The organism is Candidatus Solirubrobacter pratensis, assembly GCF_000425945.1.
Taxonomy (GTDB): domain Bacteria; phylum Actinomycetota; class Thermoleophilia; order Solirubrobacterales; family Solirubrobacteraceae; genus Solirubrobacter; species Solirubrobacter pratensis.
In genome coordinates, this window is the sequence record NZ_AUEK01000012.1 from 92,412 (window position 1) to 113,114 (window position 20,703).

Genomic DNA, 20,703 nt, shown 5'->3' on the forward strand with positions numbered 1-20,703 from the left:
GACGCCTCGTCGCAAGCCCTCGCCGATCGACCATCTTTCGGCGCAAAATGGCGGCTCGCGGGCAGTGCGCGGCGGCGGTCGGACCGGATGCGCCGGCGCCGGGAGCGCGCGCCGTCTGAGAAGCTGCGCTGCGTGAACGACATCTGGGTGGCCCTGCTCCACGTGCGCCGGCTGGACGGGACGGGCGGCGCCTTCGTCTACGGCGCCGCACGGGCGGAGGGCGTGGTCGGCGCCGTTGCCGCGCTTGCGCTGCACGCCGGGGAGCAGGACCTCGAGTTGCTGGCGATCGAATGGCTGCAGTCGTACGACTCGCTGCCGCAGCGCGGGCAGGAGAGCGAGCCGGTGCGCGCGGTCGTCGCCGCGGCGGAGGAGGCCGACGCCGTGCTCGACTTCGCCTTCGCGTATCCCGAGGACACGGAGCCCGACCCCGCGGAGGTGCTCAAGGAGCATGTCGACGGGTTCGTCGAGCACTGGATCGACGACGCGGTCGAGCGCTTCGGCGCGTTCGAGCTCGGCGACTACGCGTTCATCGCCGAGATGCGGCTCGATCCGGGCGCCGCCGAGCCGGAGATCGGCTGGGCCTACCAGGGCTCGCTCACGCGCGCCTCGCAGCTGTTCGCGCGCGCCGCGCGCGAGGCTGCGGACGGGTAGCGCAGCTGCCCGGGACGCGGCCGCCGTCGCCGCGGTACGGTCGTGCCGTGCGGATCACGCTGTTCGAGGTCGCCCGCGGCGACGACGAGCGGTTCCTCGCGCGGCGCCCGGACGCCGGCGTGCTGTTCCGCGCGCTGCGCGACGATGTCGCGTTCCGCTTCGCGGCGTTGACGGACGCTCCCGTGGCGAGCGCGTTCCCGGCCCACTCCGGCGAGTACGAGGTCGTGCACGCCGACGGCTCGCCGGACGGCCGCGAGGGTGTGACGCTGATCAACCCGTTCGACGTCCCGGCCGGGGGCGACGATGCGTTCCTCGCCGGCTGGCACGCGATCCGCGAGGCGCTCTCAACCCAGCGCGGCTACCTCGGCACGCGGCTGCACCGCGACGACGCGGCCGAGCTGCGCTTCGTCAACGTCGCCCGCTGGTCGAGCCCGCTGATGTTCGCCCGCGCGCTGCGGACGGTCGAAGCGAACATCCCGTTTGACTCGCATCCCGCGCTCTACCTGGTCGTCTGAACCCTCGCGTCATCAACCGGCGAGGCCCGACTACCCTAAAGAGGAGCGGGTCCGCCCGTGACCCGCAAGACGTTAGTGAGGAGTGTGTCCTATGGGCGGCATCTCGCTTGGCGGGATCATCGTGATCATCGGCATCGTCCTGATGATCTTCTGGAGCTTCTGGATCGGCCTGATCGTCACGCTGATCGGCCTGGTCGCGTTCGGGGGCTTCGCACGCGGGAAGTGGTACTGACCCGCGCGACGTAGGCGAGCGGCCGGGGGGCGCCTCTAGGCTGCGCAGGTGTCTCCGGCGGTCCACGCAGCCGACGCGTTTCTCGCCGCCGCCGATCGCCATCCCGCCGACGGCGTCCCGCTGCGCTGGTCGGCGGGAGCGCGCGAGCTCGCGCGATCGGGGTCGAGGGGTACGGGGATCGCGACGCGGCGATGGCCGCCGCGGTCGCCGAGGCCGGGCTAGGCTCGGGAGCATGTCAATTCCCACCGCGCCGATCGCCGCCGGCTCGCTGATCGGCGGCTACCTCGTGGCGCGCGAGACCGGCGTCCGGCCGCTCGGCGGCGCGGTGCTCGCCGCGGGCGGCGCCGTCTGCGCGCGCGAGTGGCGGCGCGTGGCCGGCACGCCAACCGCCGCCGCGCTGCTCGCGCTCTATCTCGGCGGCTTCGGCGCCTCGCACCCGCTCGCGAAGCGGATCGGCGCCTGGCCGTCCGTCCTCGCCGTCTCCGGCGCGAGCGCGGCCGCCGCCTTCGCGCTCTCGGACCGCCGCTAGCCGACCTCGATCCCGAGCCGCTCGGCCAGCAGCGGCGCGAGGCCGGCGAGCTGGACGGAGTCGATGATCGCGCCGCGCAGCGCGCGCAGGTCGCCGCGCGGGTCGTCGAGGTCCGAGCCGCGGAGGTCGACGCTCGCGAGCCGCGCCTGGTCGACGTCGACGCGGTGCAGGCGGCAGTCGGTGAACCGGACCTGCTGAAGCGCGGCGGCGTACAGGTCCGCCTCGTCGAGCCGGCAGCGCTCGAACACGGCGCGCACGATCCGGGCGGCGCGGAAGGTCGCGAGATCGAGGCGGCAGTCGCGGAAGACGACCTCCTCGGCCTCGACCTCCGTGAGCGCCGCGCCGGTGAGCCGGCAGCGCTCGAAGACGACCCGCTTCAGACGTCCGCCGGTCCAGTCCGCGTTCGACGCGTCGCAGTCGCCGACCACGACGTCGACGAGCGACAGCGAGCGCAGCCGCGAGGACGCGAGGCTCACCGAGCTCACGCGCGAGCGCGCGATCGAGCCGCCCGCCGCCCGCGCTCCCGCCAGGTCGGCGTGCGCGACGTGCGCGTCGGCGATCGCGAAGCCGGTCGCGAGCGGCTCGGCGACCCACGCGTCGAGCTCCTCGTCCACGACGTCCGGCGCCGCCGGCGTGCCCGCCCAGGCCTTCACGGCGGGCAGCCTAGCTCCCGCCGCCCCGGCGCGTTCGGGCCCATCCCCCGCCCACAGCTACCGCGGCACGGCCGCCCGCCCGTAGCGTTCAGGGCATGCCGACCACCGTCGCCGATCAGGTCGCCGGCGTGCTCAAGGCATCGGGCGTCCGGCGCGTCTACGGCTTGCCCGGCGACTCGCTCAACGGCCTCACCGACGCGATCCGCCGCGACGGCGGCCTCACGTGGGAGCACGTCCGCCACGAGGAGGCGGCGGCGTTCGCGGCCGGCGGAGAGGCCGCCGCGACCGGCGAGCTCGCCGTCTGCGCCGCCAGCTGCGGCCCGGGCAACCTGCACCTGATCAACGGCCTCTACGACGCCAACCGCAGCCGCGTCCCGGTCCTCGCGATCGCGGCGCACATCCCGCGCGAGGAGATCGGCGGCGGCTACTTCCAGGAGACGCACCCACAGGAGCTGTTCCGGGAGTGCAGCCTGTTCAGCGAGCTGGTGAGCGTCCCCGCGCAGCTCCCGCGCCTGCTCGAGATCGCGATCCGGACGGCGATCGAGCGCCGCGGCGTCGCCGTGCTCGTCATCCCCGGCGAGGTCTTCCTGGCCCAGGCGACGAGCAACTCCAGGCCGCCGCAGCCGATCATGCGCACGCAGACCGTCGCCCGGCCCGCCGACGGCGATCTCGCGAAGGCCGCCGCGCTGCTCGACCGCGCCGAGCGCCCGACGATCCTCGCCGGCGCGGGCTGCCAGGGCGCGCACGCGGAGCTGATCGGGCTCGCCCGCGCGCTCAAGGCGCCGATCGTGCACACGCTGCGCGGCAAGGAGGTCGTCGAGTACGACAACCCCTACGACGTCGGGATGACGGGGCTGCTCGGCTTCGCCTCGGGCTACCGCGCGATGGAGCACTGCGACGCGCTGCTGATCCTCGGCGCCGACCTGCCCTACCGCGAGTTCTATCCCGACAACGTCCCGATCGTCCAGGTCGACGTCCGCGGCGAGCAGATCGGCCGCCGCGCGCATGTCGACGTCCCGCTCGTCGGCACCGTCAGGGACACCGCCTCGGCGCTCGTCTCGCTCCTGCGCCCCGATCGCGACGACGCTCACCTGCAGCGGATGCTCGCCCACTACCGCCGGACCCGCAGGCGCCTCGGAGCGCTGGCCGAGGAGAGCGCGAGCGGCGCCCGCATCCACCCGCAGTCCGTCGCGGCGGCGATCGACCGGCTCGCGACCGAGGACGCCGCGTTCCTCGCCGACGTCGGGACGCCGGTCGTGTGGGCCGCGCGCCACCTGCGCATGAACGGCAGGCGGCGGCTGATCGGCTCCTTCGCCCACGGCACCATGGCCAATGCGCTGCCGCAGGCGATCGGCGTGCAGGCGAGCCACCCCGGCCGCCAGGTGATCACGCTCTCCGGCGACGGCGGGCTCGCGATGCTGCTCGGCGAGCTGATCACGCTCCGCCAGCTGCGGCTGCCGGTCAAGGTCGTCGTCTTCGACAACTCCGCGCTCGCCTTCGTCGAGCTCGAGATGAAGGCGGCGGGGATCGTGAACTTCGGCACCGGGCTCGAGAACCCCGACTTCTCCTCGGTGGCCCGCTCGCTCGGCCTCTACGGCGTGCGCGTCGAGCGCCCGGAGGAGCTCGAGGACGGGCTGCGCGCCGCGCTCGACCACCAGGGACCCGCCGTCGTCGACGTCCTCACCGCCCGCCACGAGCTCTCGCTGCCCCCGAAGATCACGTTCAAGCAGGCCGGCGGCTTCGCGCTGTGGGCGACGCGCAGCGTCCTCTCCGGCCGCGGCGACCAGCTCGTCGAGCTCGCCAGGACCAACGTCCGCCAGCTCGAGCTGGAGGGGCTGTGAGCGGTCGACACGATGGACGACCCTCGCCGCGACCTCGCCCCGCCCTGTTGCCTTTGCCGTCTCCGCCCGCGTGGACCGAGAAGCCGGTTCGCGGCGATCGCGCGCGATCGGTCTCGCCCCCTGACGCGCAGTTGACGTTCGCCGGGAGAGACGGGCCGCGCGCGGAGATCGCGTCGCGGCTGGGATCACGGCGTGCTCGCGGCCGTCGCGCCGTGCTGGCGCCGGTGAACGTCAACGGCGGCAGGTAAGGGGAGCGAGGGCGAGCCGCGTGCCCCCGACGATCACCGCGTGCCGGGGGTGCGCGACGTTCCTTAGGTCACCCCCTGGCACCACCGCGCGGAGGCGGTCGATCGCGACGGAGGCGGCGGGAGGACTCAGGGTTCCGAGGGCGAGGACGCCGGCGACGACGGCCACGTCCAGGTGGACGTTTCGATCTTCGTCGCGGGCACGAGCACGTGCAGCGGCTGGGAGACCACCTGGCCGTTGATGATCGTGGCGCCGATGTCCACGCTGAGCGGCCCGACGGCCGGCGGAGTGAAGGACATCAGGACCGGGGCGGCGTTCGGCGGGGGCGGCGCGGTCGCCGCGCTCGCAGCCGCGGGGGCGGCCAGCGCGAGCAGGCCGGCGGCCGCCGTCAGGGTGAGCGTGCGACGCATCAGCCGTTCCCTCCCGCCGCGCCGGAGACCTGGCCGCCGGAGAGCGCGCCGCCCGCGGAGACCTGGTTGTTGGTGTTGATGAACGTCGACGGCGCGGTGGTGATGATGGTCGGGCCGATCACGGCGGCCACCTGGCCGACGGTCGGACCCGTGAAGCCCAGCGAGGCCGCAGGCGTGCCCGCCCAGCCGGCGGCGCTCAGGCCCGGCGCCCAGCCGGCGGGCAGGGTCGCGGCAGGAAGCTTCCAGCCGGCCGTGGGTGTGGGCGTCGGGGGAAAGGTCGCGGCGTGCGCACCGGCGGCCGGGACGGCGATCGCCGCCGTCGTCAGCACGGCGGCTATGGCCGCACCGCGCTTGCAGGACAGGTTCATCTGCATGGCTCCTTCGCAGGCGGCCGATCCCGGCCGCTGGGTCATGTAGTTGACCAAGACACTAAGAACGGCGGCGTGCCCGGCCCCCTGTTCCGCGGAACGGTTGGATCTGACCTGACGGGGTGCCGGTGGCGCGCTTGACCGCGAGCTCAGGCACCACGACCGGAGTCGAGAGGCTGGATTCCGGCACACAGCCGGGCACGCGCGCGAGCCGCAGCGCGATCGCGACGAACTCCGCGACGAACGGCGTGCAGGCGTCGCGCCGCCACGCGACCGAGACCGACGCCGGCGGAATGTCGGCGACAGGCACGAACGCCAGGCCCGGACGGGCATAGAAGCGCCGCGACGACGCCTGCGTGAACGCCATCCCCTGGCCGCGCATGATCGCCTCGAAGCACTCGTCGACGGTCGTCGCCTCCGCCCCCACGTTGACCGGATGCCCGTCCCGCTGGTCGACCGCGAGCCAGTAGTCGCGCCAGTAGCCCGGGGCGCGCCGCGCGACGAACGGCTCGTCCACGAGCATCTCGGTCACCACCTCGCTGCGGGCCGCGACCGGGAAGCGGTCGGCGACGACGAGCACGCGCGGCTCGATGAACAGCGGCTCGGAGGCCAGCCACTCCGATGCCGGCAGCGGTGGCCGCACGAACGCGACGTCGACCTTGCCGTCGGCAAGCCCGCACGAAGGATCGGCGAACCCGAACTGGCGCATCTCGACGTGCACCTGAGGGTGAAGCGTCTCGAATGCCTCGAGGATCGACGGCGTCAGCTCGGCCGCGGCGTTGGCGACGAAGCCGACGAGGAAGCGCCCGCGCTCGCCGCGGGCCGCTTCGCGCGTCGCTTGGAGCGCGCGCTCGGCGCTGACCAGCACGCGGCGGGCCTCCTCCAGCAGCACGGCGCCCGCCGGGGTGAGCTCGACGTGCCGGCTCGTGCGCTCCAGCAGCTGCGCGCCGACGAGCTGCTCGAGCTTGTGGATCTGGGTGCTCAGCGCGGGCTGGCTGAGGTGCAGGCGCATCGCGGCATGGCCGAAGTGCAGCTCCTCCGCCACCGCCACGAAGTACCGGAGCAGCCTGAGGTCGATGTCGCACCCCATGTAGCACTACCGTAGTCACGGACGATGAGTGCATCGATAGGCACTGCCTATCGATTCCTCCTGCATCTGCATTGGTTTCGCACGCTCCTGCTGCCTAGCGTCGGTACTAGGCCAGTATCACTCGACCAGGAGGTGAGATGCCGACTCCACAAGCGTGGGCAGAGTCGTTCAGGCAGGCCACGAACGAGGACGCCCTGATCGGCGCGCACGGCAGGCAGTACTCGTGCACCTACATGCTCGACATGCAAGAGCAGCGAGTCATCGTCGAGATGCACAAGGGCCGCGTCGAGAGGATCAACCTCGACCCGCAGCCGCTCGACGACTATCAGTTCGCGCTGCGCGCTCCGGCGAAGACGTGGCGTGGCATGGGCGAGCGCGTACCCAAGCCGATGTACCACGGCATCTGGGCCGCCTCCTTCCGCGAAGGCCTCAGCATGGAGGGCGAGCTCCTCGTGCTGATGCAGAACCTGAACTGCTTCACGCGCCAGGTCGAGCTCCTGCGCGAGACCGGAGTCCCCGTATGAGCGCTCAGATCTCCCCCGTCACGGGGCACTACGTCACGTTCTCGGTCGAGGATCCCGACCTCGGCGGCGAGTACAAGGTCTTCTATCTCGAGAACGGGCAGGGCCGGCCGCTGGTGTGTCAGCACACGGCCGGCTGCCACAACCACCAGTGGCGCGACCTGCTCGAGGACCCGGAGATCACGGCCGACCACCGCGTGATCGCGTACGACCTGCCGCGCCATGGCAAGTCCGACCCGCCGAACGACCGCCGCTGGTGGGAGGAGGAGTACCGGCTGACGGCGGACTTCTACACGAAGTTCATCGTCGCGCTGTGCGACGCGCTGGAGCTCGAGGACCCGATCTTCATGGGCTCCTCGTTCGGCGGCAACGTCGCGCTGCAGCTGGCCTACCGCTACCCGGACCGCTTCGCCGCCGTGATCCCGGTCGAGGCCGCCGCGTACTCGCCCGGCTTCTTCCTCGACTGGTGGCACCGCCCGGACGCCAACGCGGCTCAGGTCTGCGCTTCGGGCACCTGGGACCTGATGGCGCCGATGTCGCCGGACCGCGACCGCTGGAAGACGTGGTTCTACTACACGCAGGGCTCGGAGGCCTTCCGCGGCGACCTGTACTTCTACTCCGTCGACCACGACCTGCGCGAGCACCTGTCGGAGATCGACGGCGAGCGCTGCCCGGTCGTGATGATGACGGGCACCTACGACTACCTGACGACGCCGGAGATGACCGCGGAGACCGCGAGCCGGATCCGGGGCGCGGAGTTCATCGTCATGGAGGACATCGGGCACTTCCCGATGAGCGAGAACTATCCGGTGTTCAAGCGTTACCTCGAGCAGGCACTCGAGCAGATCGAGTCGCGGCTCCCCGCACCTCACGCCGGCAACGGGCGGACTCCTGAGATCCACCGCCAGGCGGCGTGAGCACGCGCCGCGCCGGCGTCCTTCCCCGCCGGCGCGGCGCCCCTGCCCTCAGCGGCGGGCACGACGTCCTGCCCGCGCGCGAACCATGTGATCCTGCAGGGAGTGAACTGGCTCCGGCGGCACGACCCGATGCTCTCCGCGCTGCGGCGGGCCACGCGGACGGCGATCGTGATGCCGGCGATGTTCGCGCTCGGCAAGCAGGTGATCGGCAACCCGACCGTCGCGACGTTCGCCGCGTTCGGCTCGTTCGCGATGCTGCTGCTCGTCGACTTCGCCGGGCCGATGCGCTCGCGCCTGCAGGCGCAGGCCGCGCTGGCGCTGACCGGGGCCGTGTTCGTGTGCTTCGGCACGCTCGCGTCGCAGACGACGTGGCTCGCCGCGCTCGCGATGGCGGTCGTCGCGTTCGGCGTGCTGTTCGCCGGCGTCGTGAGCTCGGTGCTGGCGGCGGCGACGACCTCGCTGCTGGTCGCCTTCACGCTGCCCGTCACGCTGCCGGGGCCGGCTTCGTCGATCCCCGACCGGCTGGCCGGCTGGGGCCTCGCTTCGGGCGGCGCGCTGCTCGCCGTCGCTCTGCTGTGGCCGGCGCCGGCGCGGGACCCGGTGCGCAGCGCGGCGATCCGGGCCTGCCGCGCGCTGGCGACGCGCCTGCGCGGCGCCGCGAGCGAGGCCGGCGAGGCGGTGAAGGCGCTGCACGACGTGTTCTTCGCGACGCCGTACCGGCCGACCGGGCTGAGCACCGCCGCGCGCTCCGTCGTGCGGCTGGTCGACGAGCTGAAGTGGCTCGACTCGATCGTCCCCGCGGATGTGCCGGCGGCGCGCGGCGCCGGGACCGTCTGCGGCGCCGCGGCCGCGGTGCTCGAGCGCGGCGCCGACCTGCTCGACGCGCCGGCGCTCCCGCCCGACGGGCTCCACCGGGCGCTGGAGGAGCTGCGCGCCCGGCTCGCCGAGCTCGAGCGCGAGGCGATGCGGATGCTGCCGGCGCCGTCGTCGCTGGACCCGACCTTCCGGGCGCACGAGCTCAGCTACGTCGTCTCGCAGATCGCCGGCAACATCGATCTCGCGGCGGCCGCCGAGCGCCGCAGCTGGCTGGAGCAGCTGCTCGGCCGCCGGCCGTCCGGGCTGACGAGCCCGCTGTCGGCGGCACACGAGCGCGCGGGCGCACACGTCGAGCGCAGCTCGCTGTGGCTGCAGAACAGCGTCCGCGGCGCGGTGGCGCTCGGGCTCGCGGTGCTGGTGGCCGACCTCTCCAACGTGCAGCACGCGTTCTGGGTCGTGCTCGGCACGCTCTCCGTGCTGCGCTCGAACGCGCTCAGCACCGGCCAGGGCGTGCTCCAGGGCGTGCTCGGCACGCTCGCCGGGTTCGTCGTGGGCGCCGTGCTCGTCTCGCTGATCGGGACGAACACCGCGCTGCTGTGGGTGCTGCTGCCGCCGGCGGTGCTGTTCGCCGGGCTGGCGCCCGCGACGATCTCCTTCGCCGCCGGCCAGGCCGCGTTCACGCTGGTGCTGCTGATCCTCTTCAACCTGCTCGCCCTACAGGGCTGGGAGGTCGGGCTGGTGCGGATCGAGGACGTCCTGCTCGGCTGCGCCGTGAGCCTGCTCGTGGGCCTGCTGTTCTGGCCGCGCGGCGCCTCGACGGCGCTCGGCAGGGCGCTCTCGGCGGCATACGTCGACAGCGCCGCCTACCTCGCCGCCGCGGTGCGCTTCGGCGCGCTGCGCGGCGCGCCGCCGTCCGCCGAGGCGGCGCGCGCCGCGGCCGCCTCGCGCCGCCTCGACGACACGTTCCGCAGCTACCTCGCGGAGCGCGGTGCCAAGCCCCTCCCCCTCGCCGACGTCACGAGCCTCGTCACCGGCGTCGTCGGCCTGCGGCTCGCGGGCGACGCGGTGCTCGACCTGTGGCGCGAACGCGGCTCTGACGGCGCCGCCGATCCGGCGGGCCGCGAGCTGGCGGCGAGCGGCGAGCGCATGGCCGTCTGGTACGACGGCTTCGCGGCGAGCCTCGACGGCGACCGGCCGGTTCCCGAGCCGGTGACGCGCGACGAGCTCGCCGAGCGGCGTCTCGTGGACGCGCTCGACGGCGAGGCAGGCGACACCGCCGTGCGGCTGATCTGGACCGGCGACCACCTCGACGCGGCGCGCCGGCTGCAGGCGACGCTCGCCGGCCCGGCGCGGACGCTGTCCGGGGCCTAGACCGGGTTCGCGAGTGGGCTGACCGGCGAGGGTCGCGCACGATCGGCAGCTCGTGCAGCGAGCGCTATCGGCGCCAGAACGCCAAGCGCTGAACGGACGCCTTCAGGATCGCGCTCGAAGGGATGTGCAGATCGCGGCGGTCTTGCAACGCGTCGAACGGGCTGAGCCGGATCTCGCCGCCCGTGCCGAGCACGACGTGGCCGTCGTCCGCGCGCGTGCCGTCGACGATGATCCAGCCGCGCTCGACTCGCATGTTGTCGCCCATCCACCGAGCCTAGCCACGACCCAACGCGGCGAGACCCGTCCGCGCTGCTGATCTTCACGCGGCTTCTCCGGCGTCGTGGGCGAGCAGCGCGATCTGGACGCGGTTGTTGAACTCGAGCTTTTCCAGCATGCGTGAGACGTGCGCCTTGACGGTCGCCACGCTCATATAGAGGTCGCGGCTGATCTCGGCGTTGGACTTGCCGAGGCCGACGGCGACGGCGACCTCGCGCTCGCGGTCGGTGAGGCGGTCGAGTTGCTCGCGGGCCCGGCGCCGGCGGTCGCCGAGGCCGTCGCCGGTGACGTGGCCGATGAGGCGGCGCGTGACGGCCGGCGAGAGCATCGGCTCGCCGGCGGCGACCGCGACGACGGCGCGGACGAGGTCCGCGGGTGGGGTGTCCTTGAGGAGGAATCCGCTCGCGCCGGCGCGGAGGGCGCGCACGACGTCGTCGCCGGCCTCGAAGGTGGTGAGGACGATGACCTCGGGGGCGTCGTCCTGGGTGCGCAGCAGCTCGGTGGCGGTGAGGCCGTCCATCCCGGGCATCCGGATGTCCATCAAGACGACATCGGGCTCCTGCTTGGCCACCGCGTGGCCGACCTCGGTGCCGTCGGCGACCTCGCCGACGATCGTGATCTCCGGGGCGCCTGCGAGCAGCATCGACAGGCCGGCGCGGACGAGCGCGTCGTCGTCGACGACCAGCACCCACGTCATCGCCCGGCACCGCTGGCCGGTGATCTGCGCCTGGCTCGTCCTCACCTTGTTCGGCGGGTTCGCCGCCGGAAAGGTGTCGCACCGCTGGATCCAGTCCTTCTCGATCCCCGGCCATTCGGCCTATGAGGCGAATCAGCGCACGCTCGAGCAGTTCGGCACGGGCATGCGCCCGCCGGTGGTCGTCGTCTTCCGCGCGACCGGCGATGCGACCCGCAGCTCGGCGATCCGTGACGCGATGACGCGGGCGGCGAAGGCGAACCCGGGCGCGCGGACGAGCTCGTTCTTCACCACGGGCAGCCTCGCCTACGTCTCGAAGGACCGCCACACCGCGTTCATGGAGATCCACCCGCCGGGCGAGGCAGTCTTCGACCTGCCGAGCGGCGCCGAGGCGACACGACGCGCGGCGGCCGACGGACTGCCGGCCGGGACAAGCGTGCACGTGACAGGCCGCGACCCGCTGGCGGAGGCGAGCAAGCACGGAGACACCGGCGGCACGAGCGTGCTGCTCGAGTCCGTGATCGGCGCGGTCGGCGCGCTCGTGATCCTGCTCTTCGTCTTCGGCACCCTGCCCGCCGTGCTGATCCCGCTCGCGGTCGCGATCGCCGCGATCCTGAACACGTTCACGCTCGTGTGGGGGCTGACGTACGCGACGTGTCGATCATCGTCCAGTTCCTGATCGCGCTCGTGGGGCTCGGCATCGCGATCGACTACGCGCTGCTGATGATCTTCCGCTTCCGCGCCGAACTGTGCCAGGGCGAGGACGTCGAGACCGCGCTCGTCGAGACGATGACCCACGCCGGCCGCGCGGTGATCGTCTCGGGGTCGACCGTCGCGATCTCGCTGCTGTCGCTCGTGCTCCTGCCGCTGCCGTTCATCCGCTCGATCGGCATCGCCGGGATGCTGATCCCGACCGTCTCGGTGCTGGCGTCGATCACGCTGCTCCCGGCCATGCTGGCCGTGCTCGGCGAGCGCATCAACCGCGTCCGTGTGCTCCCGCGAAGCTGGGTGAGCTCTCGGGGATCGCGGGAGCGGCGGCGCCGACCGCCTGGCGCAGCGGCGACGACTCGATCGTCGAGGCGTTCCCGGCTGCCGACGGGGCGGCGGACGGCATCCAGCGCACCGTCGACACCGTCAACCGCGCGCTCGAGGGCACGCACGGGACGCTCGGCGGGACCGCCGCCGCCGACCGCGACTTCATCCACGCGGTCTACGGCAACGCCCCGTACCTGCTCGCCTTCGTGATCGGGCTGACGCTGATCCTGCTCGCTCGCGCCTTCCGCTCGATCGTGCTCGCGGTCAAGGGGGCGCTGCTGAACCTCGTCTCGCTCGCGGCGGCGTTCGGGGTCGTCGTGCTCGTCTTCCAGCACGGCCACGGCGCGTCGCTCCTGGACATCGAGGCCACGCACTCGATCAACGCCTGGATCCCGCTGCTGATCTTCGCGTTCCTGTACGGCCTCTCGATGGACTACGAGGTCTTCATGCTCAGCCACATGCGCGAGGCCTACGACGAGACCGGCTCCACCGAACGCGCGATCGAGCTCGGCCTGGCCCGCACCGGCAAGCTGGTCACCAGCGCCGCGCTGATCCTGATGTTCGCGTTCCTCGTCCTCTCCACGGGCCCCGGCGTCGAGAACAAGGAGCTCGCGATCGGGCTCGCGGCCGGGATCATCCTCGACGCGACCGTGATCCGCGCCCTGCTCGTGCCGGCACTCATGCGCGTGCTCGGCCGGGTGAACTGGTGGATGCCGCGCTGGACGGCCTCCGCGCTCCTGATCCGCCCCGCAAGACGCAGCCAGACGTCGCCTAGCCACCACCCCGCTAGGCTTGGCGGCCGCGCCTAGGGACGCTGCTCAAAGGCGTCCTCCAGATGAGATCGGAGGAGCGTGTCGTCATCACCCGAGCGAGTCGCCCGCGTGTCCGAACTGTGCCGGTACCCGGTCAAGTCGATGGCGGCGGAGCGCCTCGAATCGGTCGCGCTCGGCTGGCACGGGTTCGAGGGCGACCGGCGATGGGCGTTCGTGCGCCCCGGCCTGGAGCGGAGCGACTTCCCGTGGCTGACGATTCGCGAGCGAGCCGATATGGGCCAGTTCCGTCCGCGCTTGGCCGATCCCTCGCGGCCGGATGACTCACGCACCATCGTCGAGACCCCGGAAGGCGATGACTTCGACGTCGTCGACCCGAGGCTGGCCGCCGCGCTCGGCGATGGAGTGCGGGTCATCAAGCAGAACCGCGGCGTGTTCGACACCGCGCCGGTGTCGTTGATCTCGGCGGCAACCGTGCGGGCGATCTCACATGCGGCCGAGGTCGCGCCCGACGTGCGGCGGTTTCGTCCGAACGTGGTCGTCGACGCCGGGGACGAGCCGTACGAAGAGGATGCCTGGATCGGCCGCGTGCTGCGCCTGGGCGAGGCCGAGATGCGTGTCGACCAGCGCGACAAGCGTTGCGTGATGGTCGACGTCGATCCGGAGTCGTCCCAGCGTCGGCCTGGCCTGCTGCGAACCATCGCGCAGCGGCGCTCGACGTGCCTCGGCGTCTACGGCACGACCGTCACGCCGGGCCGGATCAGCATCGGCGACCCGGTGTACCTCGCCTGACCTGGCCTCGCGAGGAACTCGGCATCGGACGACTCGCCGCGCTCACGCGGGCGGCGCCGCCAGCGCCTCGCCCAGGCTGTCGAGCATCCGCTGCTCGCCTTCACTCACCCGCTCGGCGTGGAAGCCCATGAAGCCGCCCTCTTTCGCGGCGTCCGCTGCCGCTTGGGCGGTGTCGAGCAGCCACACGCGGACGGCCGCGGCGTCCTCGGGCGACGCCTTCTCTGAGACGATGCGGTTGACGTCGCGCAATTCGTCCAGGATCTCGACGCCCGCCGTGGCGCCCTTCGACGGCTTGAAGCCCCCGAGTGGGTTCTTGTGCTGCCGCGCATCGCCCGCGGCCTCGCGCGCAATGCTGCTCACCAGCTCGCCGTGGTTCCCACCCTCGGCGGCCGCGAGCACCGTCTTCAGCGTCGCCGATGTCTCTTTGAGGGCCTCGATCGGGCCACCCGGATCGGCGAGCGAAATGGCCATGCCCGCGACGAACGGCGCTCGCTTGAGCCGCGTCCACTCCTCGTCGGTGAAGTTCGCCTTCGACGTCATGCGCGCCTCCTCGCTTCTCGAATCGCGACATTTTCGCCGATCGCGTGCGCGGGGGCCGAAAATGACACGGTGACGTCGTCAGGAGCACCCGACGTTTGCATCGGGCGGACCCGTGGGTTCGCGCCACTGGCGCGTCCGGACTCGCATGCGAGCATTGCCGAGCGCCAGCCCAGCGCGTTATCGCGCGCGCCGGCGGGTAACGCCTATCCGGCCGTCAACTGGGATCGCGCCGTGCTCGCGGCCGTGCGCCGTCCTGGCGCCGGTGAACGTCAACGGCGGCGGGTAAGGTGAGCGGAGGGGCGAGCGGCGGGGATCGCGTCGCGGCGATCCGCTGGCTGGCCGCGAATGGCGAGCGCGAGCTCGGAGCGGGGCGGCTGATCGTCGGCGGTCAGTCCGCGGGCGCGCACCTCGCGGCCCTCGTGCTGCTCGTGCTCCGCGACCGCGGGGAGCTCGAGCCGGTGATCGCGGCGAACCTCGCCTACGGCGTCTACGACGTCTCGATGACCCCGAATGCGCGACGGTGGGGCGACCAGCGCATCGTGATCGGTACCTCGGATCTCGCGTTCTTCGCCGCGCAATACGCCCCGAAGGAGCGCCATCGCGATCCCGACGTCTCGCCGCTGTATGCCGACCTCACCGGCCTGCCCCCTGCGCTGTTCAGCTGCGGCACGCTCGATCCACTGCTCGACGACACGCTGTTCATGGCCGCCCGCCGGCAGGCCTCCGGAAGCCCGGCCCAGTTGGCGATCCACCCGGGAGCCCGGACGCGCGCGAGCGGATGGTCGAGTTCGTTCGGACGCGCACGTAGATCCAGGAGTCCCTCGTCCCTGGAGCTCGTATGACTCATCTCCGCCGTACCGCCATGCTCGTCGCGATCCTCGCCGTCGCGGGCGTTGTGGCAAGCCCCGCCCGCGCCGAGGCTCGGCTTGGCGATCGTCGCGCCAGACGCGCGGGCTCCCGCCGCCGAACGCGGAGATCGCGCTCGTCGCCGAGGACGTGGACGCGGCGTACCGGATCGCGGTCGACGCCGGGGGCGAGCCGCTGGCCGCGCCGGCCGCTCCCGGCTGGTCAGCCGAGGACGGAGGTCAGCGCGCTTCGCGCGTCGATGCCGGCCGGCGACGCCTCGACGTCGTGCCCGAGCCACTCGCACACGCCCGGCAGCACGGCGGCGAGCATCGCCACGGACGTGCCGTCGCCGCTGACCCCGGCGGGCATCCGGCACCAGTTCCAGTGCAGCGCGTCGGCGGCGCGGTTGCGCGGGTCCGCCGCGGCCCAGAACGCGTCGGCGGCACGGCGCAGCTCGCCAGGGCGCAGCTCGGCGACGACCAGGTCGTAGTCGAGCGCGGCGAACAGCCGCACGACGTCGAGCTCGGTCACCGGGCCGGGTCCGAGCGCGGCGATCGCGCCGTCGAAGGGGGCTTGGATCCCGTGGTGGTTCGGAGGCGCGAAGCCCGCCTCGGCGCCGCTCGCGGCGGCGAAGGCGCGCGCCAGCAGATCGGGCAGGTAGTGCTCGGCCGCCGTGCGGGTGAGCCAGCCCGCGTCCGTCTGACCCACGACGCGCGCGGCCGCCGCGTCGATCGCCTTCGTGGCGGTGGTGGCCGCGCCGCGCACCGGCGGGACGCGGAACACGCCTCGCACGACGGGCTGCGGCGCGAGGTCGACGACGGCGACCGAACTGGCGAACAGGTGCGGCTCGGCCGCGGGCGTGCCCGCGAGCCGGCCGCTCCAGGCACCGAAGTCGTGACCACCGAGGATCAGATCGACCGCTTGCGCCCACGGCCGCGCGATGGCTTCCAGGCGACCGGTGCGCGTCGCGATGCCCTCGCCGTCGGGCCACCACGTCGCTCCCTCGTGCACGAGCGCGACGACCCAGCGGGCGCCGTCGCGGCGCAGCGCGCGAGCATGCTCGACGACGCGATCCTGCCAGTCCGGATACGGCTCCGGGGCCTGCGCCAAGCAGTGGACCTGGGAGTGCGTGAGCCCGATCACCCCGAGATCGCCGACCATGGCGGTCGCGTCGAGGCCGACGTCGGCGTTCGCGCACAAGTGCGGGAACGGCAGCCGCGGCAGCGCCTCACGCCCGTCGTCGAAGTCGTGGTTGCCGGCAGCGGCGGCCGCGATCGGCAGCCGCTCGACGTCGGCCCACGGCCGCTCGCGCAGCAGCGGATACGACGGGTTGCCGACCACCAGGTCGCCGAGGTCGAGCCAGATGGTGTCGTCGTCGAGGAGCGACTCGATGCCGGCGACCGTGCCGCTCTCGCCATACGAGGTCCGCAACGGGACGCTCGTCGCGCCGAGGTCCGACGTCCCGAGGATCCGCAGGACCGTCCCCGGAAGCTTGGGCGGGAGCTCAGCGTTCACGCGCGTCCTCCACGGCCGAGCGCGACGGTCACGAGCGCCGGCGCAGCAGCGCCACGGCGCCGATGTAGGTCACGCCCGCGATCGCCCCGAGCGCTCCGTAGGGGCTGCCATCGCGTCCGCTGGCGATCTCGTAGAGCCAGGCACCGATCACGACGAGGATCAGCACCAGCCCGGCAAGCGCAGTGGCGTGGATGTCGATCAGCGTCCAGCGCTCGTCTCGTGCTGGACCACCGAGGCCCTGCAGCGTCTCCGACCGCCGCCCCAACAGGAACAACGCGCCCACCAGCGCCATGACCCCGAATGAGATCACGCCGTCGCCGGCGTTGTCGCCGATCGCGAACGCGGCAAGCATCAGCGCGCCTAGGAACACCCAGAAGGCGGGCATGAACCAGCGGTTACGCATGATCCGGATCGGCATGGAACACCTCTTCCACGGTCTTCTCGAAGTAGCGCGCAAGGGCCATGGCCAGCGGGAGCGAGGGGGTGTAGCGCTCCTTCTCGATCGAGTTGATCGTCTGGCGCGAGACGTCCATCGCCTCCGCGAGCTGCAGCTGTGAGAGCTGGCTGGCGGTGCGGAGGACGCGGATCTCGTTGCGCATCGTGATGTAAAGCTAACTTGTCAGGAGCGGAGATGTCAAGCAAGCTATCCATCGGCTGTCGCGGACATCGGCCGCTCGGTCTCTCACTTCGACGTTCGCCGGCCGCAGTGGACGGGGGCCGGGGCCACGCGGTTCGCGTTGCGGCGCATCGCCGCGCCTCGGCAGGTCCGGCGAACTGCGCTGGCAAGGGAGTGACTCAGGTTGCCTGCGCGGTTCGCGGGGCCGGTGATCGGTTTGAGCCCCGGCGCTGGGGGTGCCTCACAAACCTTCGAACTATTCGAAGGTTCGTGAGGCACCCCTCCAATCCCCCGCGCGGACATGATCGATCGTGCGCGAAAACGCCACCGCGATGATCGATCGTGACCGTCAGCCGCCGAGCCGCGACAGACACCGGCGCGCACGGCTCAAACACCTCGCGAACCACGCAGCCAACGTGACCCGCTCCCTTACCAGCGCAGGTCCGAGAAGCGAAGCGACGCCCGCACCCGTCACACGCTTGCAACGCGACGGCGGCCCTGACGATCGCCGCGGCGGCACTCGCCGGGCTAGACGCCACGCGCGAGCGTGGCGAAGTGATCGCCGCGCTCCTCGAAGTCGCGGTACGCGGTGAAGCTGGGCGCCGCGGGCGAGAGCAGGATGACCGTCCCGGACTGCGCCCGCCGCGCCGCCTCGGCCACCGCGGACTCCATCCCGGGCACCTCGAAGGCGAGCTCGGCCGGCGCCCCCGCCGCTCTCGCCGCCGCCACCAACCGGGCGCCCGTCGCGGGCAATCCCAGCACCGTCGCGCCGCGCCCGGCCGCCACCTCCCCCAGCACCGCGTAGTCCTGCCCGCGGTCGGAGCCGCCGGCGATCAGGATCACGTCGCGCCCCGCGAACGCGGCGAGCGCCGCGAGCGCGGATTCCGGCGTGGTCGAGATGCTGTCGTCGATCCAGTCGACGCCGTCCGCGCTGGCCACCGTCTGCAGCCGGTGCGGCAGGGCCTCGAGGCCCTCCAGCGCACCGGGGAGCGGCGGCACCGCGATCTGCGCGGCGTCCAGCGCCGCCAGCGCCGCGCACACGTTGAGCGCGTTGTGCTCGCCTCGCAGCGGCAGCTCGCCCGCGGCCGCGCGGACGAGGCCCGAGCCGTCGGCCACCGCGCCGTCGACGACATGCCAACCGCCGGGCGCTCCGAAGCTCGCGCACCCATCCAGCGCAAGGCCCGCGAGCGCCGCGCACGCCTTCACGCCTGGGAGCCCGAGCAGCCGCAGCTTGTCGCGCCGGTAGGCCTCCTCGGAGCCGTGCCAGTCGGCGTGCTCCCGATAGAGGTTCGTGAGCACGGCGACCTCGGGCCCTGCCACGAGATCGGCGATCTGGTAGCTGGAGAGCTCGACGACCGCCCACTGGGACGGCGGGGCGTCGATCAGGTCGAGCGCCGGCCGGCCGATGTTGCCGGCCAGCTCCACCGCCTCCCCCGCGGCGCGCGCGAGGTGCGCGATCAGCGTCGCGGTCGTGCTCTTGCCCTTGGTGCCGGTGACGCCGACCACCCGCGCGCCGCCGCGCTCGGCCAGCCACAGCCCGGTCGCCGTCGTCACCGGCACGCCCAGACCGAGCAGCTCCTGCAGCTCCGGCCGGTACACCGACACGCCCGGCGAGCGCACGACCGCGTCGCAGCCGCGCAGCGCCTCGACCGCGTCGCGCGCGCCGACCACCGGCGCGCCGAGGTCCGCATCCCCTGCCCCGTCCATCACCACGACGGCCAGCCGCGCCGCCGGCAGGCGCTCGCGCAGATGGCGGGCGAACGAGCGGATCTCGCGCCCGGCGCCCCAGACGCCGACGGTCCGCCCGTCAAGCTCCGAGAAGCGCATCCACCTGGCCGAGGAGCTCGCGCGGCACTTCATGATCGTCCGAGAGCGCCAGCACGGGCGCGGGGAGCCCGTCCGCGTCGCCGAACAGCGGCAGCACCTCGTCCACGAGCCGGCGCACGACGCGCTGCGAGCGCCAGCGCGGATCGGCCGCCAGCATCCGGATCGCCGCGACGCTCTCCTCCACCTCACCCACGCACTCGAACGGCTTGTGCCCGCCGGTCGCCGTCAGCAGCGCGAAGCCCGTGTATTGCGCCTCGTCCTCGAGCATCGCCTTGCCGAAGATGCGCTCCAGTGCCGCCGGCTCCATGAACGGCGCGAGGATGAGGAAGACGAAGCGGCACTTGTCGCAGTCGCAGCACCACGACGAGGCTCGCAGCGCGGGATCGAGCCGGAAGATGCGGTTGCAGCTCGTGAACGCCGGGTGGTACTCGGGCAGCCGCGCGAACGCGCGCGCGATCGCGAGCTCCGCCGCCGGCCGCAGCACGGAGAAGATCCGCACGCCCGCCGCCTCGGCCGCCGCCGCGCGCAGCAGCCGCTCGGCCCGCAGCCCCTTGCTGAACTGGTGGTTGACCTCGACGCCGTCCCATGTCGTGTTGCCGGCGGAGGCCGAGCGCTCGTTGGCCAGCGCGACGGCGTCATAGCCGTGCAGCGCGGCCGTGAGCAATGCGACCGACGAGACGATCGCCGTCACGGGCACGTGCCCGTTCAGCGCACCGCGGGCGTTGAGCGCGCCGATCCCCGGGTCCAGGTGCCGCCGGACGAGCAGCCGCGGCAGGCCCGCGACCTCGACGGTCCGCTCGATCGGCTTGGCGTTCCCCACCGAGACCAGCGCCGTGTCGAGTCCCGAGCGCCGCACGATCTCCAGCGCCACCGCCGAGTCCTTGCCGCCACCGACCGGCACGAGCACGCGCCGCAGCGCGGACTCCCCCGCCTCCGCCCGCTGCGCGTCCCCAGCCGCAAACGCCGGCCGCGGCAGCGGAATCCGGTTCGTCGCGGCGAACTCGCCGAGCCCTTCGGAGTACAGCGCCTCCAGCAGCGCGCTCGTCGCCGGGCCCGGCGCCCCGGTCTCCAGCGCGACCCGCGCGGGCGCGGCCGTCTTGTAGTAGCTCACCCCAGCCGTCCAGTGCAGCAGCGCGAGCAGCGGCTCGACGGCGTCGAGGTCGGCCCCCGGAACCGGCGGCAGCTCGAAGCGCTCCTCGAACTCGATCTCGTCGTCGAGGGCGTAGCGCAGGCTCACCGCGCCCGACGGGTCCAGCGAGCGCCCGGTGAAGCGGAACACCGAGTACGCCGCGGGATCGAAGCGCGCGCCGTCGAGGACCTGTGCCGGTTCGGCCACGCGCTGAGGGTAGACGTCCCCGTGAGCGCGAGCGCCGCCCAGTCGAGGACGTCCACCTATGCCGCGATGCGGGCGCGCCGGCGGCTGCGGCCGGTCGCCGCGACGGTGCCGGCGAGCAGGGAGCGCACGCCGGAGCCGCGCGCCGGAGACATCGTTCGGGCTCTGTCGGAATGCGCACGCGCATGTCGGAACGCGAACATGTCGCGAATGTGTCAGTGTGCGCGCCGATGTTGGTCGTTGCAGTGCCCGCCATGGCGGCGGTGAGTACCCCTGCCCGCCATGAAGCGATCGTGCTG

The 20,703-nt window shown here is 72.8% G+C and carries 24 protein-coding genes and 1 pseudogene; 13 read left to right on the top strand and 12 right to left on the bottom strand.

Going from position 1 to position 20,703, the window contains the following annotated elements; translation table 11 throughout:
* The first annotated feature begins 132 nt into the window (after nucleotides 1-132).
* The 4 genes from H958_RS0118905 (at nucleotide 133) to H958_RS0118920 (ending at nucleotide 1,927) form a co-directional block, all read left to right on the top strand.
* Complete coding sequence (locus tag H958_RS0118905; RefSeq protein WP_156028063.1) at nucleotides 133-651, top strand: hypothetical protein; 519 nt, start codon at nucleotides 133-135, stop codon at nucleotides 649-651.
* 47 nt (nucleotides 652-698) lie between these two features.
* Nucleotides 699-1,166: an antibiotic biosynthesis monooxygenase family protein gene (locus H958_RS43635; RefSeq protein WP_051324503.1), complete on the top strand. Its 468-nt coding sequence runs from the start codon at nucleotides 699-701 to the stop codon at nucleotides 1,164-1,166.
* A 91-nt stretch (nucleotides 1,167-1,257) separates the two neighbouring features.
* Nucleotides 1,258-1,398, top strand: a complete 141-nt coding sequence (locus H958_RS46440; protein ID WP_156028064.1) for a hypothetical protein — start codon at nucleotides 1,258-1,260, stop codon at nucleotides 1,396-1,398.
* Nucleotides 1,399-1,630: 232 nt separating this feature from the next.
* Complete coding sequence (locus H958_RS0118920) at nucleotides 1,631-1,927, top strand: hypothetical protein (RefSeq protein ID WP_028059812.1); 297 nt, start codon at nucleotides 1,631-1,633, stop codon at nucleotides 1,925-1,927.
* Here the strand turns inward: H958_RS0118920 and H958_RS43640 are convergent.
* A complete protein-coding gene (locus H958_RS43640; RefSeq protein WP_051324504.1) occupies nucleotides 1,924-2,580 on the bottom strand; it encodes a pentapeptide repeat-containing protein in 657 nt (218 codons plus the stop codon). The genes H958_RS0118920 and H958_RS43640 overlap by 4 nt on opposite strands.
* A 95-nt stretch (nucleotides 2,581-2,675) precedes the next feature.
* Between H958_RS43640 and poxB the strand changes: the two genes are divergently transcribed.
* On the top strand, nucleotides 2,676-4,421 hold the full coding sequence (gene poxB, locus H958_RS0118930; protein WP_028059813.1) for a ubiquinone-dependent pyruvate dehydrogenase: 1,746 nt from the start codon (nucleotides 2,676-2,678) through the stop codon (nucleotides 4,419-4,421).
* A 374-nt stretch (nucleotides 4,422-4,795) separates the two neighbouring features.
* On the opposite strand, the gene H958_RS0118935 is transcribed toward poxB, so the two are convergent.
* From H958_RS0118935 to H958_RS38605, 3 genes are all read right to left on the bottom strand, one after another.
* A complete protein-coding gene (locus tag H958_RS0118935) occupies nucleotides 4,796-5,077 on the bottom strand; it encodes a hypothetical protein (RefSeq protein ID WP_028059814.1) in 282 nt (93 codons plus the stop codon).
* Nucleotides 5,077-5,445: a hypothetical protein gene (locus tag H958_RS0118940; protein WP_156028066.1), complete on the bottom strand. Its 369-nt coding sequence runs from the start codon at nucleotides 5,443-5,445 to the stop codon at nucleotides 5,077-5,079. The genes H958_RS0118935 and H958_RS0118940 overlap by 1 nt, the downstream gene beginning before the upstream one ends.
* Before the next feature lie 61 nt (nucleotides 5,446-5,506).
* Entirely contained in the window at nucleotides 5,507-6,535 is a 1,029-nt protein-coding gene (locus H958_RS38605; RefSeq protein WP_081686044.1) for a LysR family transcriptional regulator, read from the bottom strand.
* 137 nt (nucleotides 6,536-6,672) lie between these two features.
* Between H958_RS38605 and H958_RS0118950 the strand changes: the two genes are divergently transcribed.
* From H958_RS0118950 to H958_RS38615, 3 genes are all read left to right on the top strand, one after another.
* Nucleotides 6,673-7,059, top strand: a complete 387-nt coding sequence (locus H958_RS0118950) for a hypothetical protein (protein WP_028059816.1) — start codon at nucleotides 6,673-6,675, stop codon at nucleotides 7,057-7,059.
* On the top strand, nucleotides 7,056-7,973 hold the full coding sequence (locus H958_RS38610) for an alpha/beta fold hydrolase (protein WP_051324505.1): 918 nt from the start codon (nucleotides 7,056-7,058) through the stop codon (nucleotides 7,971-7,973). Before H958_RS0118950 ends, H958_RS38610 begins: the two co-directional genes overlap by 4 nt.
* Before the next feature lie 102 nt (nucleotides 7,974-8,075).
* On the top strand, nucleotides 8,076-10,160 hold the full coding sequence (locus H958_RS38615) for an FUSC family protein (RefSeq protein ID WP_196807432.1): 2,085 nt from the start codon (nucleotides 8,076-8,078) through the stop codon (nucleotides 10,158-10,160).
* 64 nt (nucleotides 10,161-10,224) lie between these two features.
* Here H958_RS38615 and H958_RS0118965 read toward each other — a convergent pair whose 3' ends face one another.
* Nucleotides 10,225-10,425 carry a hypothetical protein gene (locus H958_RS0118965; RefSeq protein ID WP_028059817.1) on the bottom strand — a complete coding sequence of 67 codons (201 nt, stop codon included), beginning with the start codon at nucleotides 10,423-10,425 and terminating at the stop codon, nucleotides 10,225-10,227.
* Nucleotides 10,426-10,479: 54 nt separating this feature from the next.
* Nucleotides 10,480-11,133, bottom strand: a complete 654-nt coding sequence (locus tag H958_RS0118970) for a response regulator (protein ID WP_028059818.1) — start codon at nucleotides 11,131-11,133, stop codon at nucleotides 10,480-10,482.
* Between the two features lie 19 nt (nucleotides 11,134-11,152).
* On the opposite strand from H958_RS0118970, the gene H958_RS48750 reads away from it, so the two are divergent.
* From H958_RS48750 to H958_RS0118990, 4 genes and pseudogenes are all read left to right on the top strand, one after another.
* Nucleotides 11,153-11,809, top strand: coding sequence for an MMPL family transporter (locus H958_RS48750; protein WP_028059819.1), 657 nt, complete (start codon nucleotides 11,153-11,155; stop codon nucleotides 11,807-11,809).
* Nucleotides 11,810-11,817: 8 nt separating this feature from the next.
* A pseudogene (locus H958_RS48755) lies at nucleotides 11,818-12,108 on the top strand (MMPL family transporter); the annotation flags it as partial.
* Nucleotides 12,109-12,242: 134 nt separating this feature from the next.
* Nucleotides 12,243-12,974 (top strand): MMPL family transporter, encoded by a 732-nt coding sequence (locus tag H958_RS47670; RefSeq protein ID WP_231379308.1) that lies wholly within the window; start codon nucleotides 12,243-12,245, stop codon nucleotides 12,972-12,974.
* Between the two features lie 72 nt (nucleotides 12,975-13,046).
* The gene (locus H958_RS0118990) at nucleotides 13,047-13,727 is read left to right on the top strand and encodes an MOSC domain-containing protein (RefSeq protein WP_051324506.1); all 681 of its coding nucleotides are present in this window, start codon (nucleotides 13,047-13,049) and stop codon (nucleotides 13,725-13,727) included.
* Nucleotides 13,728-13,769: 42 nt separating this feature from the next.
* Here the strand turns inward: H958_RS0118990 and H958_RS0118995 are convergent, their stop codons facing one another.
* Entirely contained in the window at nucleotides 13,770-14,267 is a 498-nt protein-coding gene (locus H958_RS0118995) for a hypothetical protein (protein WP_028059823.1), read from the bottom strand.
* A 287-nt stretch (nucleotides 14,268-14,554) separates the two neighbouring features.
* On the opposite strand from H958_RS0118995, the gene H958_RS38620 reads away from it, so the two are divergent.
* Nucleotides 14,555-15,109 carry an alpha/beta hydrolase fold domain-containing protein gene (locus H958_RS38620; protein ID WP_051324507.1) on the top strand — a complete coding sequence of 185 codons (555 nt, stop codon included), beginning with the start codon at nucleotides 14,555-14,557 and terminating at the stop codon, nucleotides 15,107-15,109.
* 226 nt (nucleotides 15,110-15,335) lie between these two features.
* Here H958_RS38620 and H958_RS0119005 read toward each other — a convergent pair whose 3' ends face one another.
* From H958_RS0119005 to H958_RS38630, 5 genes are all read right to left on the bottom strand, one after another.
* The gene (locus H958_RS0119005; RefSeq protein WP_028059824.1) at nucleotides 15,336-16,628 is read right to left on the bottom strand and encodes a metallophosphoesterase; all 1,293 of its coding nucleotides are present in this window, start codon (nucleotides 16,626-16,628) and stop codon (nucleotides 15,336-15,338) included.
* Nucleotides 16,629-16,656: 28 nt separating this feature from the next.
* Nucleotides 16,657-17,046, bottom strand: coding sequence for a hypothetical protein (locus tag H958_RS0119010; protein WP_028059825.1), 390 nt, complete (start codon nucleotides 17,044-17,046; stop codon nucleotides 16,657-16,659).
* Nucleotides 17,024-17,227, bottom strand: a complete 204-nt coding sequence (locus H958_RS0119015) for a helix-turn-helix transcriptional regulator (RefSeq protein WP_028059826.1) — start codon at nucleotides 17,225-17,227, stop codon at nucleotides 17,024-17,026. Before H958_RS0119015 ends, H958_RS0119010 begins: the two co-directional genes overlap by 23 nt.
* 545 nt (nucleotides 17,228-17,772) lie before the next feature.
* Complete coding sequence (locus tag H958_RS38625; protein ID WP_051324508.1) at nucleotides 17,773-19,071, bottom strand: Mur ligase family protein; 1,299 nt, start codon at nucleotides 19,069-19,071, stop codon at nucleotides 17,773-17,775.
* Nucleotides 19,052-20,407, bottom strand: coding sequence for a hypothetical protein (locus tag H958_RS38630; RefSeq protein WP_051324509.1), 1,356 nt, complete (start codon nucleotides 20,405-20,407; stop codon nucleotides 19,052-19,054). The genes H958_RS38625 and H958_RS38630 overlap by 20 nt, the downstream gene beginning before the upstream one ends.
* Nucleotides 20,408-20,703: the final 296 nt, after the last annotated feature.

Bases quoted from the DNA above. Each gene is read 5' to 3' on its own strand.
- H958_RS38625 (WP_051324508.1), bottom strand. From the start codon at position 19,071: ATGCGCTTCTCGGAGCTTGACGGGCGGACCGTCGGCGTCTGGGGCGCC.
- H958_RS0118920 (WP_028059812.1), top strand. From the start codon at position 1,631: ATGTCAATTCCCACCGCGCCGATCGCCGCCGGCTCGCTGATCGGCGGC.
- H958_RS0118965 (WP_028059817.1), bottom strand. From the start codon at position 10,425: ATGGGCGACAACATGCGAGTCGAGCGCGGCTGGATCATCGTCGACGGC.
- H958_RS0118935 (WP_028059814.1), bottom strand. From the start codon at position 5,077: ATGCGTCGCACGCTCACCCTGACGGCGGCCGCCGGCCTGCTCGCGCTG.
- H958_RS0118940 (WP_156028066.1), bottom strand. From the start codon at position 5,445: ATGAACCTGTCCTGCAAGCGCGGTGCGGCCATAGCCGCCGTGCTGACG.
- H958_RS0119010 (WP_028059825.1), bottom strand. From the start codon at position 17,046: ATGCCGATCCGGATCATGCGTAACCGCTGGTTCATGCCCGCCTTCTGG.
- H958_RS0118950 (WP_028059816.1), top strand. From the start codon at position 6,673: ATGCCGACTCCACAAGCGTGGGCAGAGTCGTTCAGGCAGGCCACGAAC.
- H958_RS0119015 (WP_028059826.1), bottom strand. From the start codon at position 17,227: ATGCGCAACGAGATCCGCGTCCTCCGCACCGCCAGCCAGCTCTCACAG.
- H958_RS46440 (WP_156028064.1), top strand. From the start codon at position 1,258: ATGGGCGGCATCTCGCTTGGCGGGATCATCGTGATCATCGGCATCGTC.
- poxB (WP_028059813.1), top strand. From the start codon at position 2,676: ATGCCGACCACCGTCGCCGATCAGGTCGCCGGCGTGCTCAAGGCATCG.
- H958_RS38605 (WP_081686044.1), bottom strand. From the start codon at position 6,535: ATGGGGTGCGACATCGACCTCAGGCTGCTCCGGTACTTCGTGGCGGTG.
- H958_RS38610 (WP_051324505.1), top strand. From the start codon at position 7,056: ATGAGCGCTCAGATCTCCCCCGTCACGGGGCACTACGTCACGTTCTCG.
- H958_RS0118970 (WP_028059818.1), bottom strand. From the start codon at position 11,133: ATGACGTGGGTGCTGGTCGTCGACGACGACGCGCTCGTCCGCGCCGGC.
- H958_RS0118995 (WP_028059823.1), bottom strand. From the start codon at position 14,267: ATGACGTCGAAGGCGAACTTCACCGACGAGGAGTGGACGCGGCTCAAG.